Genomic DNA, 17444 nt, shown 5'->3' on the forward strand with positions numbered 1-17444 from the left:
GCCGGGGGCCCCACGCCCGCCCTCCCGCCGCCCCGGACCCCGGCGCCCGCGCCCGGCCCCGCCCCGGTGAGCCCGCCGGCCTGGATCCACGAGCACGCCTCCGCCCCGGACGACGTCCCGCCGCAGACGGCCCATCCGCCCACCCTCGCCGCCGGCCGGACACCTCCCCCCGGCATGCCCGCCGCCCCTCCCGCCCACCCGGCCCCGAGCCCGTACGGCCACCCGCAGCAGCACCCCCAGCAGCACCCGCAGCCCCCCGGTCCGTACGGCTATCCCCAGCAGCCCTACCAGTCCTACGGCGGCGGCCTCGGCTCCACCCCGCCCTACGGGCCGCCCCCCGTCGGCACCTACCAGGAGCCGGAGCGCAAGAACGGCCGCTCCACCGCGCTGCTCGTCGTGATCGCGCTGGTCGTGGCGCTGGGCGCGGGCGGCTCGGTGTTCGCGCTGATGCAGCACGGCGGCGACGACACGGCCGGCGGCACGGTCGGCGCCGCCCCGACCGGCACCCCGAGCGCACCGGACGAGACGTCCCCGACGCCCACGCCGACGACCTCGGCACCGTCCTCCTCCGCGCCCGCCGACGGGGCCGTCCCTGACGCCTTCCTCGGCACGTGGGAGACCACGATCGACAACGCCAACGGCTCCAACAGCCGGCGGCTCACCATCGCGCAGGGCAAGGTCGGCGACACCGTCCTCACCCTGGTCGCCGACGGCCCCACCGACGGCGGCGGCAGTTACCACTGCGTCTTCGAGGCCGAACTGGCCGAACAGCCGGGGGCCAACGGCCCGCTGGAGATCGGCCCGTCCACCGTGACCTCGGGCGAGCCGCGCTCGTCCTGCTCCCCGGGCGAGGCCACCGAGGTCACCCTCCAGTCCGACGGCCGCCTGAAGCGGGTGAAGAAGGGCGGCGGGGACAGCCTGACGTACACCAAGCAGTGACCCGGGCCCCGGCGGACGCGCGCGGCTAGCGGGGCTCCGGCGGGCGCTGGCGGGGCATGTTCGGGCGGGTGCCGTTCGCGGGCGGCAGCGGGAACCGGCCCGCCGGCGCACCGGTCTCCGCCCGCGCCCCGGCGGCCACCGCCGCCTGGATGCCGAGCGGCGCCGGGCCCGTGCGGAACTCCACCATCCAGTCGGCCGTCTCCGTGCGCACCAGCTCCGTCACGTCCTCCGAGAACCGGCGCAGCACCGCGAGACACCGCTCGGCCGCCTCGCCGGCCGTGCCCTCCGCCGGGCCCAGCACCTCCCGCACGCTCTCCGAGGCCCAGTCGAACTGGAGCGCCTGGAGCCGCCGCTGCACGGCCTGCGCGGTGGCCACGTCCCTCATCCACCCTGAGGTGACCCCGAAGAACCGGTCGACGCCGACGCAGGCCACCGCCAGCATCAGCGCCAGGTACCCCCAGGGCGCCACCCCGCCGACCACTCCGGTCAGGTCCAGCAGCGGCAGCGCCGTCCCGCAGACCGCACCCGCGGCCGCGCCGGCGCGCAGCGCCCGCGCCCCGCGCCGCTTCCACACCCGGTCCGCGAGGTACCAGGCCGCCGTCCGCAGTGCCCCGCGCTCCACCCACCGGTACAGCTCGTCGAGCCGCTCGGCGGGCTCCCCCCAGTCCCCGAGCGGGAACTCCCGCCCGGTCAGGTCGCCCGGCCGCAGACCGGCCGCGCCCCCGCCCCACCCGTCCTGTGGCGGACCCTCGGGCTGCATCTCCGGCTGACCCACCCGGCTCTCCCTACTGAACACGAAACCGAACACGGCACCGAACACGACACTGACCACGGCACTGAAGACGACCGGTCACATTGCGTGACATTGCATGCCGACGCGGGGCACCTTTCCTACCGCCCAATGGGTGGCCCGGACGTGGCTTTCCCGACTATTCCGCCCGTAAGAGCGCCTTGATCAGGTATAGGGCCACGTTCTTTCTCACTCGAAAGAGTGGCGGGGCGATGGCGGCGGGGAGCACGTAGGCTCGTGCACAGCGGTGAAACAACGGAGCAGTCGAGGAACCAGGAGCTGATCGTGATCCCCGGTGGTGGCCAGCCCAACATGCAGCAGTTGCTCCAGCAGGCCCAGAAGATGCAGCAGGACCTGCAGCGGGCGCAGGAGGAACTGGCGAACACGGAGGTCGACGGCCAGGCGGGCGGCGGCCTGGTCCGGGCCACCGTGACCGGCTCCGGCGAGCTGCGCGGCCTGAAGATCGACCCGAAGGCGGTGGACCCGGAGGACACCGAGACCCTCGCCGACCTGATCGTGGCGGCCGTGCAGGCGGCCAACGAGAACGCGCAGACCCTCCAGCAGGAGAAGCTGGGCCCGCTGGCCCAGGGCCTGGGCGGCGGCAGCGGCATCCCCGGCCTGCCGTTCTGACGTTCGTCGGCTCCGTGACAGCCGCACCGCCTTCCGAGGACGGGCGGGAGCCGACTACCGTACGTACCGCAATGTCTCCAGGAAAGGCAGTCCGTTGTACGAAGGCGTGGTCCAGGACCTCATCGACGAGCTGGGGCGGCTGCCCGGCGTCGGTCCCAAGAGCGCGCAGCGGATCGCCTTCCACATCCTGCAGGCGGAGCCGACCGACGTGAAGCGGCTCGCCCAGGCGCTCCTGGAGGTCAAGGCGAAGGTCCGCTTCTGCGCGACCTGCGGCAACGTGGCACAGGAAGAGCTGTGCAACATCTGCCGCGACAGCCGTCGCGACCCCTCGGTGATCTGCGTGGTCGAGGAGCCGAAGGACGTCGTCGCGATCGAGCGGACCCGGGAGTTCCGGGGCCGCTACCACGTCCTGGGCGGCGCGATCAGCCCGATCGAGGGCGTGGGCCCGGACGACCTGCGCATCAGGGAGCTCCTGGCCCGGCTGGCGGACGGCACGGTCACCGAGCTGATCCTCGCCACCGACCCCAATCTCGAAGGCGAGGCGACGGCCACGTACCTCGCCCGCATGATCAAACCCATGGGCCTGAAGGTCACCCGCCTGGCCAGCGGCCTCCCGGTGGGTGGCGACCTGGAATACGCGGACGAGGTGACCCTCGGCCGCGCCTTCGAGGGGAGACGACTGCTAGATGTCTGACGCCACGCTGCACGCCACTGCGCAGAACCCGGACGACTTCTCGGTCCAGATCGCGGACCAGGTCGAGAGCTTCCTGGTGGCCGTCACCGAGGTGGCCAAGGGCGACGAGCCCGGCTCGGCCGTCCCCTTCCTGCTCCTCGAGGTCTCCCAGCTGCTGCTGGCCGGCGGCCGGCTGGGCGCGCACGAGGACATGGTTCCCGACGAGCGCTACGAGCCCGATCTGGGCCCCGAGGCGGACGTCGACCAGCTGCGCGAGAACCTGGCCCGCCTGCTGGAGCCCGTCGACGTGTACTCCGAGGTCTTCGACCCGTACGCGCCGCGCACGGCCCCCGTCCCGGCCCGGATCTCCGACGACCTCGCCGACGTCATCACCGACCTGCGCCACGGCATGGCCCACTACCGCGCGGGCCGCACCTCGGAGGCCCTGTGGTGGTGGCAGTTCTCCTACTTCTCCAACTGGGGCCCCACCGCCTCCGCCGTCCTGCGCGCCCTCCAGTCGGTCCTCATCCACGTCCGCCTCAACCAGCCGCTGGAAGAGCTCGACGGCCTCGACACCGACCAGGCGATGGGCGACGAGACCCTGGAGTTCGAGGCGGGCCAGGTCATGGCGGAGGAGATCGGCGGCCCGCTCGGCATGCGGCAGGGGAACTAGCGTCCCTCGTTTGTGACCCGGGGCACTTTCTGCGTGGTGGGCGGAGTGCTGGGCAGGTTCCGGTTCGAGCGTCCGGCGTCTCACCATGCGGGAGCAGGACGGTGGATTTCGGACGCTCGGTAAACTGAGCCGACATAAACGAACCGAGCGAGGAGCGCACGTGGGCCTTGTCGTGCAGAAGTACGGAGGCTCCTCCGTAGCCGATGCCGAGGGCATCAAGCGCGTCGCCAAGCGGATCGTGGAAGCCAAGAAGAACGGCAACCAGGTGGTTGTCGTGGTCTCCGCGATGGGCGACACGACGGACGAGCTGATCGATCTCGCCGAGCAGGTGTCTCCGATGCCTGCGGGCCGGGAGTTCGACATGCTGCTGACCGCCGGAGAGCGCATCTCCATGGCGCTGCTGGCCATGGCGATCAAAAACCTGGGCCACGAGGCCCAGTCGTTCACCGGCAGCCAGGCAGGCGTCATCACCGACTCGGTCCACAACAAAGCCCGGATCATCGACGTCACGCCGGGCCGGATCCGGGAGTCGCTCGACAAGGGCAACATCGCCATCGTCGCCGGCTTCCAGGGCGTCAGCCAGGACAAGAAGGACATCACCACGCTGGGGCGCGGCGGGTCCGACACCACGGCCGTGGCGCTCGCCGCCGCGCTCGACGCCGAGGTCTGCGAGATCTACACCGACGTCGACGGCGTGTTCACCGCCGACCCGCGGGTGGTGAAGAAGGCGAAGAAGATCGACTGGATCTCCTTCGAGGACATGCTGGAGCTCGCGGCCTCCGGCTCCAAGGTGCTGCTCCACCGCTGTGTGGAGTACGCCCGCCGCTACAACATCCCGATCCACGTCCGGTCCAGCTTCAGCGGACTTCAGGGCACGTGGGTCAGCAGTGAGCCGATTGGGGACCAGAAGGTGGAGCAGGCCATCATCTCCGGTGTCGCGCACGACACCTCCGAGGCCAAGATCACGGTCGTCGGCGTGCCGGACAAGCCGGGTGAGGCCGCCGCGATCTTCCGCGCCATCGCCGACGCCGAGATCAACATCGACATGGTCGTGCAGAACGTGTCCGCCGCCTCCACGGGGCTGACGGACATCTCCTTCACGCTGCCCAAGACCGAGGGCCGCAAGGCGATCGACGCGCTGGAGAAGAGCCGCTCCGGCATCGGCTTCGACTCGCTGCGCTACGACGACCAGATCGGCAAGATCTCGCTGGTCGGCGCCGGCATGAAGACCAACCCGGGCGTCACCGCGTCCTTCTTCGAGGCGCTGAGCGACGCCAGCGTGAACATCGAGCTGATCTCCACCTCCGAGATCCGCATCTCCGTCGTCACCCGCGCCGACGACGTGCCGGGGGCCGTGCGCGCCGTGCACACCGCCTTCGGACTCGACTCCGACTCCGACGAGGCCGTCGTCTACGGAGGCACGGGCCGGTAATGGCGCCGACCGGGAAGCCGACGCTCGCGGTCGTGGGTGCGACCGGTGCCGTCGGCGCGGTCATGCTCCAGATCCTGTCCCAGCGCGCGGACGTCTGGGGTGAGATCCGGTTGATCGCCTCCCCGCGCTCGGCCGGCCGCAAGCTGGCCGTGCGCGGGCAGGAGGTCGAGGTCGTGGCCCTGACGGAGGACGCCTTCGCCGGGGTCGACGTCGCCATGTTCGACGTGCCCGACGAGGTCGCCGCCGCATGGGCGCCGGTCGCCGCCGCCCGCGGAGCGGTCGTGGTCGACAACTCGGGCGCCTTCCGGATGGACCCGGAGGTGCCGCTGGTCGTCCCCGAGGTCAATCCGCACGCGCTGCGGAACCGGCCGCGCGGCATCGTCGCCAACCCCAACTGCACCACCCTGTCGATGATCGTCGCCCTGGGCGCGCTCAACGCCGAGTTCGGGCTGCGCGAGCTGGTGGTGTCGTCGTACCAGGCGGTGAGCGGCGCGGGCCGGGCCGGCGTGGAGACGCTGCGGGCCCAGCTCTCCCTGGTCGCCGGGACCGAACTGGGCACCAAGCCCGGTGACGTGCGGCGGGCCGTCGGGGAGGACACCGGGCCGTTCCCGGAGCCGGTGGCGCTGAACGTCGTGCCGTGGGCCGGGTCGCTCCGGGAGGACGGCTGGTCGTCGGAGGAGATGAAGGTGCGGGACGAGTCCCGCAAGATCCTCGGCCTGCCCGCCCTGCCGGTCGCCGTGACCTGTGTCCGGGTGCCGGTGGTCACCACGCACTCCCTCACCGTCCATGCCCGCTTCCAGGGCGAGGTCACCGTCGACGGTGCCCGCGAGATCCTCGCCACCGCCCCCGGCGTGGTCCTCTACGACGATCCGGGCGCGGGTGAGTTCCCCACCCCGGCGGACGTCGTGGGCACCGATCCGACCTGGGTCGGCCGGGTGCGGCGGGCGCTGGACGACCCGACCGCGCTGGAACTCTTCGTGTGCGGCGACAACCTCCGCAAGGGCGCGGCGCTCAACACCGCGCAGATCGCCGAACTGGTGGCGGCGGAGATCACTGGCCACGGGGGTCCCGTCCGCCACTGAATATTTGTAGGATTCAAGTAAGAGTGCGACCGGGGACCGTGGTCCAAACCACTTGTCCCCGGACCGCTCGGCGACAGAGGATTTCCTCCCCGTCCCCCGCAACCACGCGGGGGGCGGGGAGCGTCTTTGCGGTCACCCCTGCGGTGCCGTGGGGCGTGGCATGCGGGGCGTGCGGGTCGTGGCGGGGGGACGCCGTGACCGGGCGTGGGGACGCCTGTTCAACGGGACAAGGGAAGAGCGGGGCGCATGACGGCACTTGAGGCACCGTCGGTTGTCGCACATGTGACGTCCGGCACGTACAACCCTGACGGGGGTAGGCGTGTCCAACAGACGTGGCAGAGGTACTCGAACTCACTGCGGCCCGCGGCACGGCACTGCGGCCCCCTCGCGCGGCGCTCCGGCCGCGTGTCCCCGGCGGCATGCCGGTGATCGCGCCCATGCCCGCAGCGCGGCCCACCCGCATACCCAGTCAGCGTGACGGCTCCGACGACGCCGTGGCGACCACGGACGGCGCGATCGCCGGCACGACCGTCGACCACCTCACGGAGACCTACCGGGCGCACTACCGTTCGCTGCTCGGCCTCGCCGCGCTCCTCCTCGACGACACCGCGTCCTGCGAGGACGTCGTCCAGGAGGCGTTCATCCGCGTCCACTCGGCCCGCAAGCGCGTCCGCGACCCCGAGAAGACGCTCGCCTACCTCCGGCAGACGGTCGTCAACCTCTCCCGCTCCGCCCTGCGCCGCCGCATCCTCGGCCTCAAGCTCCTGTCCAAGCCCATGCCCGACATGGCGAGCGCGGAAGAGGGAGCCTACGACCAGCTGGAGCGCCGGGACCTCATCAAGGCGATGAAGAACCTCCAGCGCCGCCAGCGCGAGGTCCTCGTCCTGCGCTACTTCGCCGACATGACCGAGGCCCAGGTCGCCGAGACGCTCGGCATCTCGCTGGGCTCGGTCAAGGCGTACGGCTCCCGCGGCATCGCCGCGCTGCGGGTCGCCATGGAGAAGACGGCATGAGCAAGCGGACCGACGGGGGCGAGCCCGACGAGCGCCGTCCCCACGAGCGCCACGAGCCGGACCTCGGCCACGAACCGACGCACGAGCAAGAGCACACGCAATCGCACGCTGGGAACGGAACTGTGAACCACGGCCCCGACGAAAAGGGCCCCGAGGGGCTCGGCCCGGGCCTCGACGGACTCGCCTCGGACGAGCTGGACCTGCGCCGGATGCTCCAGTCCGCGGTCGACGACATCGAACCGCGCACCGGCACCCTCGACCACCTGCGCCGCGCCGTGCCCGCACGGCGGGCCCGCAAGCGCCAGGCCGCGGTCGGCATGGCGGCCGCCGCGCTCTTCATCGGTACCGCGATCCCCGCCCTGATCCACGTCTCCAACTCGGGCGGCACCGACCCCAACACCGCCATGGCCGGGCAGAGCTCCGAGGCCCAGGGCGGCGCCACCCAGGGCAAGGACCCGGACGGCGGTGCCGGCAGCGCCGCCGGCACGCCCGGGAAGACCACCGGTCCGGGCCGGAGCAGCGGCAAGCCCGGCAAGCAGGGTGGCACCGGCGACAACGGCACCGGCTCCGCCAGCGGCGTCAACCCGTCCGCCAGCGCGGCCGCGGACGCCCCGCCGTGCACGGCGGCCCAGCTCGGCTCGGCCACCCAGAGCGTCGGCGCCCCGGACTCCACCGGCGTCGTCTACGGCACCTTCCACCTCACCAACACCTCCGCCACCGCCTGCACCGTCGGCGGCCCGGGCACGGTCGGCGTCACCGCACAGGGCGCCGCCGACTCGGCCAAGCTCGGCAGCGCCCGGCACGTGTCCGGGGACCCGGCGGCCGGTCTGCCCGACCCGTCGGTCGAGGTGGCCACGCTGGTGCTGCAGCCGGGCACGGCCTACGAGGAGAAGTTCGCCTTCGTGCCCTCCGAGACCTGTCCCACCACCGGTGGCACCCCCGGCGGCGGCTCGGACACCGGCGGCCCCTCGCCCGACCCCAGCCCCACCCCGGACGCCGGTGCGGCCGGCTCCGGCGGGGGCACCGACACCACCGGCACGACCGGTGTCACCACCCAGCTCGGCACCGAGGACGGCGGCCCGGCCGACGGCAGCGTCCTCGTCACCCACACCGCCCAGGCGGGCACCACGGTGTCCGCGACGGTCGGCAACGCGTGCGCCGGGACGGTCTACTACACCGGGGTGCTCGCCGGGGCCTAGGCCCGGACGGGCGGCCGCGCGGCGGTCGGCTGCGACGGGAGCGGCGCCCGCCTCAGACCGTGGTCGGGGCGGAGGCGTCGTCCTGCTCGGGGTCCTGGTGCCGCTCCGGCACCAGGCCGAGCGCCGCGTCCCGCTGGAACTCCACCTCGCGGCGCAACAGCCGGAACCACATGAACACCACGAAGCCCGCGAAGACGAACCACTCACCGGTGTAGCCGAGGTTCTGGAACGCCTTCAGGTCCAGGCCGGTGCCGTCCGGCGCGGTCGCGGGCACGGCCTTCATCCCGGCGTCGGCCCGGTCGAGGGTGACCCAGGCGTCGTACAGGCGGTACGGCACCAGGTTCACCAGCGAGGCCGAGCTGATCGCCCCGGTCTGCCCGGCGGGCAGACCGCCCTGGGCGGCGACCCCGTTGTCCCCCGGCGTCTCGGAGGCCTGGAGCGCGCCGGTGACCGTGACCTCGCCGGCCGGCGGCGCGGGTGCCTTCGCCGGGTCCGCCTTACCGGGCAGCCAGCCCCGCACCACGGGCAGCGCACGGCCCGAGTCGGTGCGCAGCAGCGTCAGCACGTAGAAGCCGGACCTGCCGTCCAGCTCCCGGCCCGGCACGAGGAGTTGCTCGCCGTACCGGCCGCTCGCCGTGACCCGCCGCCCGGAGGTGTTCTTGTCCACGGGCAGCATCCGGGCCAGCGGCCGGGCCCGCTCCCGCCCGTCGGAGGCGGCCTGCGCGGTCGAGTCGCGGTGTTCCTGCACCCGCCCCTCGAACCGGCTCAGCTGCCAGGACCCCATGAAGACGCAGAACGGGATGGCGAGCAGCACGAAGACGTTGATGCCCCACCAGCGGGGTGTCAGCAGAAACCGGTACACGCCCTCAACGGTACGGCGCCCCCGGCGGTGGTCCGGCCCGGGGTCGGTCCTCGGCGGGGCGGGTTCCCGGCGGCCCCGCGGGCCCCGGACGGGAAGTTATCCACAGGCTGGGTACAGGTGGCAGCGGATTGTCGGCGGGGCCAGGCAGTATGGGCGCATGACTGGGGCCAAGAGTGAGAGCAGGACGCCGGACACACCGGACATGCCGGACTGGGAGAAGCGCTTCCGGGCGCCGCGGGTCTCGCTGCCCGACTGGGCGGAGGACGCGCCGGACCGCTCCCTGTTCGTGTCGAACGCGACGGGCACGTACGAGCTGTACGCCTGGGACCGGACGACGGGCGAGCAGCGTCGCGCGACCGACCGGCCGAACGGCACGACGGACGGCGTGCTGTCCCCGGACGGCGAGTGGATCTGGTGGTTCGACGACAAGGACGGCGACGAGTTCGGCGTCTGGCGCCGGCAGCCCTTCGGCGGCGGCCCGGACGAGACGGCCGTGCCCGGCCTCGAAGCCTCCTACCCGGCGGGCCTGGCCCTCGCCCGTGACGGCCGGACCGCGGTCGTCGGCCGCTCCACCGACGACGAGGGCACCACGATCCACCTGGCCCGCGAAGGCGCCGACCCGGTCGTGATCTACCGGCACCGCGAGTCGGCGGGCGTCGGCGACCTCTCGCACGACGGCTCCCTGATCGCCGTCGAGCACACCGAGCACGGCGACGCCATGCACGCGGCCCTGCGCGTGCTGCGCCCGGACGGCACGACGGTCGCCGAGCTGGACGACACCAAGGACGGCACCGAGGAGCTGGGCCTGGAAGTCCTGGGCTTCGCCCCGGTCGACGGCGACACCCGGCTGCTCATCGGCCACCAGCGCCGGGGCCGCTGGGAGCCGCTGGTGTGGGACGTGGCGAGCGGCGAGGAGACCGACCTCGTCCTCGACCTGCCCGGCGACGTCAGCGCCGAGTGGTACCCGGACGGCAGCGGCCTGCTCGTCGCCCACAGCCACGAGGCCCGCAGCGAGCTGTTCCGGTACGACCTGGCCGGGCGTGTCCTGACCCGCGTCCCCACCCCGACCGGCACGGTCTCCGGGGCCACCGCCCGCCCCGACGGCAGCGTCGAGTACCTGTGGTCGTCGGCCGCCGAGCCGCCCGTGGTCCGCTCCACCGCAGGTGGGGTCGTGCTGGACCCGCCCGGCCTGAAGTGCCCGCCCTCGGTGGCGGTCGAGGACGCCTGGGTCGAGGGCCCCGGCGGCCGCATCCACGCCCTCGTCCAGAGGCCCGCCGGTGCCACCGGCCCCCTGCCCACCGTCTTCGACCTGCACGGCGGCCCCACCTGGCACGACAGCGACTCCTTCGCCGCGGGACCGGCCGCCTGGGTCGACCAGGGGTACGCCGTGGTCCGGATCAACTACCGCGGCTCCACCGGGTACGGCCGCGCCTGGACCGACGCCCTCAAGCACCGGGTGGGCCTGATCGAGCTGGAGGACGTGGCCGCGGTCCGCGACTGGGCCGTCTCCTCCGGTCTCGCCGACCCCACCCGGCTGGTCCTGACCGGCGGCTCCTGGGGCGGCTACCTCACCCTCCTCGGCGTGGGCACCCAGCCGGAGGCGTGGGCGGTGGGCATCGCGGTCGTGCCGGTCGCGGACTACGTCACCGCGTACCACGACGAGATGGAAGCCCTGAAGGCCATGGACCGCACCCTGCTGGGCGGCACCCCGGAGGAGGTCCCCGAGCGCTTCGAGGCGTCCTCCCCGCTCACCTACGTCGACCAGGTGAAGGCCCCGGTGTACATCTCGGCGGGCGTCAACGACCCCCGCTGCCCGATCCGCCAGATCGACAACTACGTCAAGCGCCTGGAGGCCCGCGGCGCGACCCACGAGGTCTACCGCTACGACGCGGGCCACGGCTCCCTGGTGGTCGACGAACGCATCAAGCAGGTCCGGCTGGAGATGGAGTTCGCACACCGGCATCTGGCGGGCCTGGAGGAGTAGGGCGGGGCCCTCCGGGCGAGCGGTCCGGAAACCGCGGTCGGCGGACGGGCGGTCCGGGGCGGCGACCTCCGGTCTGGGCCCCGAGTTGTGGCCCGGGGGCCCGCCGGGCCGGGACTGTCCGGGAGGCGCGGCCTCCAGGCGGGCCGTGCGGGGCGATGGCCTCCGGTCTGGGCCCCGAGTTGTGGCCCGGGGGCCCGCCGGGCCGGGACTGTCCGGGAGACGCGGCCTCCAGGCGGGCCGTGCGGGGCGATGGCTCCCGGTCTGGGCCCCGAGTTGTGGCCCGGGGGCCCGCCGGGCCGGGACTGTCCGGGAGGCGCGGCCTCCAGGCGGGCCGTGCGGGGCGATGGCCTCCGGTCTGGGCCCCGAGTTGTGGCCCGGGGGCCCGGCGGGCCGGGGTGACCCGGGAGGCGCAGTCGCCGGGCGGCCGGTCCGGGGCCGGTGACCCCGGCGGGCCGGGGCCCGGTCGGAGGCCGCCGCCCCGCCCGGAGGGCACCGGCTCCCGGGGTCAGCCCAGTTCGGCCAGACCTCTGCGGGTCGCTGCGACCACCACGCGCTCGCCGGCGGCCAGGACGTGGTCCGCGCCCGCCTCGGCGCGGCCCTCCAGCGCCAGCACCCGCCAGGCCCCGGCCCGGAACGCCTGGGCCACGGTCCGCCCCTCCAGCTCCGGATGCCCGGCCACGTCGACGGAGGCGAACAGCAGCACCCGCCGCTCCACGGGGATCGCCCCCAGCACCCGCCGCCCCAGCATCGCCCCCGCGAAGGCAGGCGCGGCCAGGTGCGACACACTCCGGCTCCGCGTCGACGCCCGCGGATGAGCCGCCCGCAGCGTCCGGTACACCGCCGTGGCGAAGTCGTCGTCGTACAGGCGCAGCACCACCCGCAGATCCGGCCGCACCGACCGCGCGTACAGCACGGCCTCCAGGTTCGTCGTGTCCGCGCTGGTCACCGCGAGCAGCGCGGACGCCCGGTGGATCTTCGCGGCCTCCAGCACGCCCTCCTGGGTCACGTCCCCGAGCACCACCGGAACCCGCAGCCGCCGCGCGGCCGCCAGCCCCCGCGCCTCCGGGTCGGACTCCACGCACACCACGGCCACGCCCAGCTCCCGCAGCCGGGTGAGCACCCGCGTGCCGATCTTCCCGAGCCCGAGCAGCACGACGTGCCCGCCCAGCCCGCGGGGCGGCTTGCGCAGTGCCGAGGCGGTGCGGAAGGTGCCGAGCGCCTCCAGCACCGCGGCCAGCAGCACCGGCAGCAGCAACAACCCGACCAGCCCGGAGAGCAGTTGCAGGATCTGCCGCCCGAGGGGCGCGCCGATCGCCGGATCGTCGATTGCGAACAGATCCAGCAACGTCAGATAGAAGGCGCTCAGCACCGGGATCCTGGTGACCACGCACAGCGCCACGGCGAGCCCCACCACACACGCCACCAGCCCGGCCAGCGACCAGCGCAGCCGCCGCGAGAAGAGGGAGGCGAGCGGCGGCACCCCGCCCACTCCGCGCCCCGCCGTGGCCGACGCGGCACCGCCGGACGCGGCCGACACCTGCTCCAGCACCACGGCGGCACGCCCCGCCGCCCGCCGCACCTCCTCGTCGTCCGGCAGCAGCCGCGGCTCCTGCTCCGCACCGCTCCCGGACCCGTCCGCCCCGGCGGTCCCCGGCCCGGTGGGCGAGAGCAGGGCGAGGGTGCACAGCCCCCCGGGAGCCTGCCCGCTCGCGGACGGCGGCCGCTCCACGGCCCGCAGCAGCAGACTGTCGGTCTGGACGACCTTGGTGGTGCCCGCGACGGCGGCGGCCGCCAGCGCGGGCGCGGCGGTGTGGGCGTCGGACAGCACGGTCGTGGACGCCTCCGCGTCGGCCGACGAGCCCTCGCCGAGCGCCAACGCGGCCGCCTGATCGAGTAGTTCCTCGATGTGCTGGCCCAACCGGCGGTTGTAGAGCCGCAGGACGAGCCGCAGCCGCGGGTTGAGCCGCCGGGCGGTCAGCGCGGCCCGGATGTTGGTCTCGTCGTCGTCATGGACGAGCGCCAGCGCGGCGGCCCGCTCCACCCCGGCCTCGGCGAGCACGGCCTCCGTCAGCTCGGCCGCCTCCAGCACCCGCTCGCCGTCGCCCCGGTTGCCGTTGCCCCCGTTGCCGCCGGTCCCCGCCGTGCCGTTGCCGCCGTTGGATCCGTTGCCCCCATTGCCCCCGCCGCGGCCGACCGCGGCGCTGACCACGCGGTCGAGCAGCGCGGCGGAGGCGGCACGGGCCCGCCCCACCACCGGGGGCCGCGCCGTACGCCCGTCGGGGGGCACCACGAGGGTGACCCGCTCCCCGTGCACACCCCGCAACTCGGCGGCCAGCCGGTACGCGAGGCCGTCGTCGCCGCACACCACCATCTGCGCCGGCGCGTCACCGGACCCGCCCTGATACGGAACGCTCGCCACGAGGGGAAAGACTGCCCCAAGAAGACCGTTGGTTCCAGCAACGAGGTGAACACCCCCGCCCCCGGCCGCGTACCCAGGACGGGAGACGGAGCAAGCGGGAGCACACAGCCGGAGGTACCCATCCGTGGCCATCACCGAGGACGCCCCGCCCGCCGCGCCGGCGCACAGCCCGGCGCACCCGCCGGACGGCGGCCGCGAAGGGCGGCACCTCAGTTCACCGCTGGTCCTGACCATGACGCTGCTGCTGGCGGTGCTCGCCCAGTCCCCGATCCGCGGGCTGCTCGGCACCCCCCTGATGCAGAGCTGGATGACGGTCTTCGTGGCCGTGACCGTGCAGGCGCTGCCCTTCCTCGTCCTCGGCGTCCTGCTCTCGGCGGCGATCGCGGTCTTCGTGCCCCCGTCCTTCTTCGCCCGCGCCCTGCCGAGCCGCCCCGCCCTGGCGGTGCCGGTGGCCGGGATCGCGGGCGCGGTGCTGCCGGGCTGCGAGTGCGCATCCGTCCCGGTGGCCGGGGCATTGGTGCGCCGGGGGGTGACCCCGGCGGCGGCCATCGCCTTCCTGCTCTCCGCCCCCGCGATCAACCCGATCGTCCTGACCGCCACGGCCGTCGCCTTCCCCCGCGACCCGGAGATGGTGGTGGGCCGGCTCCTCGGCGGCCTCCTCGTCGCCTGCGCGATGGGCTGGCTGTGGCAGCGCCTGGGCCGCACGGACTGGCTGCGGCCGCCGGCCCACGGCGCGCACGAGGGCGCCACCAAGGGCGAGGCGTTCTGGAACTCGGTCCGCCACGACGCCGTGCACGCGGGTGGCTTCCTGGTCCTCGGCGCGATGGCCGCGGCCACGCTGAAGGCGGTCGTCCCGGCGACCTGGCTGCGCACGGCGGCCGACAACCCCCTCGTCTCCGTGCTCGCCCTCGCCGCGCTCGCCGTGCTCCTGTCCATCTGCTCGGAGGCGGACGCGTTCGTCGCCGCCTCCCTCACCCAGTTCTCCCTGACGGCCAAGCTGGTGTTCCTGGTGGTGGGCCCCATGATCGACCTCAAGCTCTTCGCGATGCAGGCGGGCACCTTCGGCCGTTCCTTCGCGCTCCGCTTCGCGCCCGCCACCTTCGTGGTGGCCGTCGCGGGCGCGGTCCTGACCGGGGCGGTGCTCCTGTGAACCGCCAGGCCCAGGCGGCGGTGATGTTCCTGCTCGGCGCCGCCCTGCTGCACGCGGGCGCCACCGACCTGTACCTGCGCTACGTCAAGGCGGGCCTGCGACCGCTGCTGCTCGCCTCGGGCGCGGTGCTGATCGCGGCGGCCGTGGCGACGGTCTGGTACGAGCGCAAGCGCGCCCGCGCGGCCCACGGCACCGAACACGCGGCCCACGGCACCGAGGAGGGGACCGAAGAGGCCCACGCCCACGCCCACCCCGAGCCCCGCATCTCGTGGCTGCTCGTGCTGCCGCTGCTCTCCCTCATCCTCGTCGCCCCGCCCGCCCTGGGTTCCTACAGCGCGCTGCGCAGCGGAACGGCCCTGAAACAGCCGTACGGCTACGGGAAGTTGTCGACGTCCGACCCCGTCCCGCTCAGCGTGGTCGACTACGCGTCACGCGCGGCCTACGGCCACGGAAACTCCCTGCACGGCCGCCCCGTCCGGGTCACCGGCTTCCTCGCCCTGGACCGCGGCGGAGCGCCCTTCCTGGTCCGCATGGCCCTCAACTGCTGTGCGGCGGACGCCCAGCCGGTGAAGATCGCGCTGACCGGCAAGCTGCCGCCGGTCCTGCGGCCGGACGCCTGGCTGGAGGTCACCGGCACCTACCGCCCCGGTCTGATGCACGACCCGGTCAACAACGGCCCGATCCCGTACCTGGAAGTCGTCTCCGCCCGCCCCGTGCCGACCCCGCACGACCCGTACGACGAGACCTGGAACAACTGAGCGGGAGCGGGCGGAGGTCGGCGTGAGCCGGTGCGAGCGGGCGGGAGCCCGGGGCCGGGGACGCCGTCAGCCCAGGCACACCACGAGCAGGCAGAGCTGGGACGGCGAGGTCGCCGCGGGGGAGGGGCTGGTCCGGGGCGCCGACGAGTCCGTCGTGCCGCCACTGGAGGGCGTGGCGGCGGGGGCCGGCTGCTGCTGGGCCGTGCTGCCGGTGCCGGTGCCGGCACCGCTGGTGGTGGCGGTGCCCGTGGTCGTGCCGGTCGTGGTGTCGTGGCCGGACGTGCCGCCGGAGACGGGGGCGACGGCGTGCTGCCGTGCGGCCGGGGCCTGTGCGGGCAGCGGTGTGGCGGCGGCGTCCGGGTGGGTGTCCGACGGAGCCGTCCGGGGTGCGGCGAGGCTTCCGTGGTGCCGGGCGGCCTCGGCCGCCTTGGCGTGCGCGGGGTGCGCGGTGCCCGGCGACGCGTGTGTGCCCGGCGGCGCCGGCTCCGGCTCGGCGTCGGCGGTGGCCTGCCCGCCGACGGAGCCCATGCCGCGCTCGTCCGGCGCCGAGGCCGCCTGGGCCCGGGCGGGGGACTGCCGGTCGAGCGAGGCCAGGGTCAGCCCGCCGCCGACGAGCGCGATGGTGGTCGCGACCGCGGCCCGCCGCTTGTTCTTCTTCCACCGGGCCAGTTGACGGCGCCGGGCCGCCCGCCCCCGCGACGCGGGCGGCGGCCCGGCCACGTCGGCGTCCGGCAGCGGGTGCGCGGGCTCCTCCGGCCCGGCCGGCACCGGCTCCTCGGGCAGACCGCCGCCGCCGGGGAGACCGCCGTCGAACCACGAGCCGCCAAAGGCGTCCGCCCGGCCGGCCGTTCCGCCAGGCGCCGCGCTCGGCCTCCCGGCCCCCGACGCCGGCCGGGACGCGGGCATGGAGACGGTCGCGGGGGGAGCGATGTCCGGGGCGTAGGCGCCGCACCCGGGGCACACCAGGGCGCCGTTCAGATGCCGACGGCACGAGGAGCAGTAGTCCATTTGCGGTCTTCCTGAGTCGACTGCGCCTGCGGCCTCGGCCGGGGCCTGGCCACGTTCGCACGTGGGATCGAGCGGCCAGTCACGCTAACGATGCTTGCTGAAGACCGTGTGCTCCCCGTGTGGCACTCCTGCGCACATTCTCCGAGGATTCCTGCGCACCCGGGCGGACGTGACGCGGGTCACCTTCACGGCTGTCACATCACGCCGATCGGTTCCGTCGTTCAGGTGTAGCCCCCACACACGGCATAGGAGAGCACGATGGACGCTCGTTTGAACCTCTTCGCCAACCCGGTCGCCGGCAAGTTCCTGCGGTACATCAACTCGGCCGGCAAGGCGGTCGTGGACTCGGCGCTGCCGGCCGCGACGCAGGAACTGGTGAAGATCCGCGCCAGCCAGATCAACGGCTGCGGCTTCTGCACCGACATGCACACCAAGGACGCCACCCACGCCGGGGAGACCTCGGTCCGCCTGAACCTGGTCGCCGCCTGGCGCGAGGCCACGGTCTTCACCGACGCCGAGCGCGCCGCCCTCGAACTGACCGAGCAGGGCACCCGCATCGCCGACGCGGCCGGTGGCGTGACGGACGAGGCGTGGGCGAACGCCGCCAAGCACTACGACGAGGACCAGCTCGCCGCCCTGGTCTCGCTCATCGCCCTGATCAACGCCTACAACCGGCTGAACGTCATCGTCCAGCAGCCGGCCGGCGACTACCAGCCCGGCCAGTTCGGCTGACCGCGGCGGCCGGCCGGGCCCACCGCGGTGGGCCCCGGGCCGGCCGGGCGGAGCGGCCGGAGATCCGTCAGGAATCGAGAAGCGCCGGCCCTGGGCGAGG

Annotated in this window: 15 protein-coding genes and 1 pseudogene; 12 read left to right on the top strand and 4 right to left on the bottom strand. The window is 74.1% G+C overall.

The window, feature by feature from the left end:
- Positions 1–939: pseudogene (locus PV343_RS13310) on the top strand (serine/threonine protein kinase); the annotation flags it as partial.
- 25 nt (positions 940–964) lie between these two features.
- On the opposite strand, the gene PV343_RS13315 reads toward PV343_RS13310, so the two are convergent.
- On the bottom strand, positions 965–1714 hold the full coding sequence (locus tag PV343_RS13315) for an SLATT domain-containing protein (RefSeq protein ID WP_319147093.1): 750 nt from the start codon (positions 1712–1714) through the stop codon (positions 965–967).
- 300 nt (positions 1715–2014) lie between these two features.
- Here PV343_RS13315 and PV343_RS13320 point away from each other — a divergent pair, with 300 nt between their 5' ends.
- From PV343_RS13320 to PV343_RS13350, 7 genes are all read left to right on the top strand, one after another.
- Entirely contained in the window at positions 2015–2359 is a 345-nt protein-coding gene (locus tag PV343_RS13320; RefSeq protein WP_319147246.1) for a YbaB/EbfC family nucleoid-associated protein, read from the top strand.
- Between the two features lie 94 nt (positions 2360–2453).
- Positions 2454–3053, top strand: coding sequence for a recombination mediator RecR (recR, locus tag PV343_RS13325; protein WP_190017059.1), 600 nt, complete (start codon positions 2454–2456; stop codon positions 3051–3053).
- Entirely contained in the window at positions 3046–3705 is a 660-nt protein-coding gene (locus PV343_RS13330; protein ID WP_319147094.1) for a DUF5063 domain-containing protein, read from the top strand. The genes recR and PV343_RS13330 overlap by 8 nt, the downstream gene beginning before the upstream one ends.
- Positions 3706–3865: 160 nt before the next feature.
- Positions 3866–5137: an aspartate kinase gene (locus PV343_RS13335; protein WP_319147095.1), complete on the top strand. Its 1272-nt coding sequence runs from the start codon at positions 3866–3868 to the stop codon at positions 5135–5137.
- The gene (locus tag PV343_RS13340) at positions 5137–6219 is read left to right on the top strand and encodes an aspartate-semialdehyde dehydrogenase (RefSeq protein WP_319147096.1); all 1083 of its coding nucleotides are present in this window, start codon (positions 5137–5139) and stop codon (positions 6217–6219) included. The genes PV343_RS13335 and PV343_RS13340 overlap by 1 nt, the downstream gene beginning before the upstream one ends.
- A gap of 332 nt (positions 6220–6551) precedes the next feature.
- Positions 6552–7232 carry a SigE family RNA polymerase sigma factor gene (locus PV343_RS13345; RefSeq protein ID WP_319147097.1) on the top strand — a complete coding sequence of 227 codons (681 nt, stop codon included), beginning with the start codon at positions 6552–6554 and terminating at the stop codon, positions 7230–7232.
- On the top strand, positions 7229–8431 hold the full coding sequence (locus PV343_RS13350; RefSeq protein ID WP_319147098.1) for a hypothetical protein: 1203 nt from the start codon (positions 7229–7231) through the stop codon (positions 8429–8431). Before PV343_RS13345 ends, PV343_RS13350 begins: the two co-directional genes overlap by 4 nt.
- 52 nt (positions 8432–8483) lie before the next feature.
- Here PV343_RS13350 and PV343_RS13355 read toward each other — a convergent pair whose 3' ends face one another.
- Entirely contained in the window at positions 8484–9293 is an 810-nt protein-coding gene (locus tag PV343_RS13355) for an SURF1 family protein (protein WP_319147099.1), read from the bottom strand.
- 157 nt (positions 9294–9450) lie between these two features.
- Between PV343_RS13355 and PV343_RS13360 the strand changes: the two genes are divergently transcribed.
- On the top strand, positions 9451–11277 hold the full coding sequence (locus tag PV343_RS13360; RefSeq protein WP_319147100.1) for a prolyl oligopeptidase family serine peptidase: 1827 nt from the start codon (positions 9451–9453) through the stop codon (positions 11275–11277).
- 505 nt (positions 11278–11782) lie between these two features.
- Here PV343_RS13360 and PV343_RS13365 read toward each other — a convergent pair.
- Positions 11783–13648, bottom strand: a complete 1866-nt coding sequence (locus PV343_RS13365; protein WP_319147247.1) for a potassium channel family protein — start codon at positions 13646–13648, stop codon at positions 11783–11785.
- 172 nt (positions 13649–13820) lie between these two features.
- Between PV343_RS13365 and PV343_RS13370 the strand changes: the two genes are divergently transcribed.
- Complete coding sequence (locus tag PV343_RS13370; RefSeq protein ID WP_319147101.1) at positions 13821–14846, top strand: permease; 1026 nt, start codon at positions 13821–13823, stop codon at positions 14844–14846.
- Complete coding sequence (locus PV343_RS13375; RefSeq protein ID WP_319147102.1) at positions 14843–15604, top strand: TIGR03943 family putative permease subunit; 762 nt, start codon at positions 14843–14845, stop codon at positions 15602–15604. The genes PV343_RS13370 and PV343_RS13375 overlap by 4 nt, the downstream gene beginning before the upstream one ends.
- Positions 15605–15670: 66 nt before the next feature.
- On the opposite strand, the gene PV343_RS13380 is transcribed toward PV343_RS13375, so the two are convergent.
- Positions 15671–16612 (bottom strand): hypothetical protein, encoded by a 942-nt coding sequence (locus tag PV343_RS13380; protein ID WP_319147103.1) that lies wholly within the window; start codon positions 16610–16612, stop codon positions 15671–15673.
- A 258-nt stretch (positions 16613–16870) separates the two neighbouring features.
- Here PV343_RS13380 and PV343_RS13385 point away from each other — a divergent pair, with 258 nt between their 5' ends.
- Entirely contained in the window at positions 16871–17344 is a 474-nt protein-coding gene (locus tag PV343_RS13385) for a carboxymuconolactone decarboxylase family protein (RefSeq protein WP_319147104.1), read from the top strand.
- The last annotated feature ends 100 nt before the right edge of the window (positions 17345–17444 follow it).

This window comes from Streptomyces sp. WI03-4A (assembly GCF_033792105.1).
Lineage (GTDB): Bacteria > Actinomycetota > Actinomycetes > Streptomycetales > Streptomycetaceae > Streptomyces > Streptomyces collinus_A.